The following is a 1,274-nucleotide window of genomic DNA, read 5'->3' as shown; positions in this document are numbered from 1 at the left end:
TAACGATAAACGCAAGCTTTTCAATCTTGGTTTACTTTATTGATCTTTTTAATCTAAAATTATCTTAGTTTATAAAATCAAACAGAATCCAATCCGTAACGTTTTTCAGATTACATTATTCATCTGAGTAATTATTCCCTTGTTGGAAGTTCAGACTTATAGATTTTTCAATAATTTTTGTTGGTGAGTAACTTATAGATAACGTGTTTGTGTATGCTTAGTTGCGTGTGTAAGTTACTAAATTAGTAAACAAAAACGGAATAGAAAATCTGTAAAGATTTTCCGAATAGGCGGGAACCAAGCAATTAAATATACACGATGTTAGGCAATGTTATTTTATCAGTCCTAGCTTTTTAAACTTTCTTTGAAGTTCATAAAAACTCTGTTCAATATTATCTTTTGAAAACGGAATATATTGAAGTCCTGCAATATTTGAAAATTCCTCAATTCCGTCTTGTTTTAATATAATTACTTTGTCAAACCCTAATCTCCCTTGAAACAAACCAGCCTCGTGAATCACATTTTGTCTGGCTCTTATTTTTCCATCCGCAGTATCATCTTCGGCAGTCATTATTAAAATTGCAACAGAGGTTTTATCTAGAAATTCATCCAGAATATTAATTATTGTTTCGCTAGTCCTTGATTCGTCCTCAAATGTTAGTGTTTTTTGATTTAAGTCATCTTTCAAAAAGATTTGTAATCTTGCCCAAATTTTATTCCTACCATGACCTATAAAAACATATCCACCGCCTTTTGATTTAGAAACTTTCTTTGGTTTTATATCATCAATTTCGGATTCAAGTTTTTCCTCGTCTAATGAATTCAATTGATTTATTAATAACCCTATTCTCTTTACAGAATCGTTGTTTGTGCTAATCAAATGCGGTTCGAAATAGAAAGGGTCTGTGTTCGGCTTTTTCCTATATTTTTCAAAGTATTCGTCAATCTTATTCCAATATAACAGAGCGTCTTTTGGTGCTCCTTTTTCTGTAAAATCTAATTCCGCCAATTTTTTACTAAACAATTGTATTGGTGAAAAGAATTTCAAATCAGATTTTATACTTTCCCAAAGTCCCTCTGAAAGGATTTGTATTTCTTTTATCATATTCGATATTCTGTTTTTTTAATATTGCCTAACGTGTTTGTATATGATTAGTGGCGTGTTTCAGCACCTAATTTAGTAAATAAAAACGGAATAGAAAATCTGCAAAGATTTTCGTAAGCAAGCTATAACTAGCCATTAATTATATACGTTGTTATCTATAGGTCTTTTC

The 1,274-nt window shown here is 30.5% G+C and carries 1 protein-coding gene; it reads right to left on the bottom strand.

The genetic code is table 11. The features are described from left to right. Positions 1-331 precede the first annotated feature (331 nt). Complete coding sequence (locus tag ACVCZW_RS00090) at positions 332-1,105, bottom strand: TIR domain-containing protein (RefSeq protein WP_452231288.1); 774 nt, start codon at positions 1,103-1,105, stop codon at positions 332-334. Positions 1,106-1,274: the final 169 nt, after the last annotated feature.

The organism is Lacinutrix sp. MEBiC02595 (assembly GCF_053601555.1).
Note: the sequence above shows the minus strand (reverse complement) of the source record. Positions and strands in the feature narration are given on the sequence as shown.

Excerpts from the sequence above, each read along its gene's own strand:
- ACVCZW_RS00090 (WP_452231288.1), bottom strand. The coding sequence starts at position 1,105 with ATGATAAAAGAAATACAAATCCTTTCAGAGGGACTTTGGGAAAGTATA.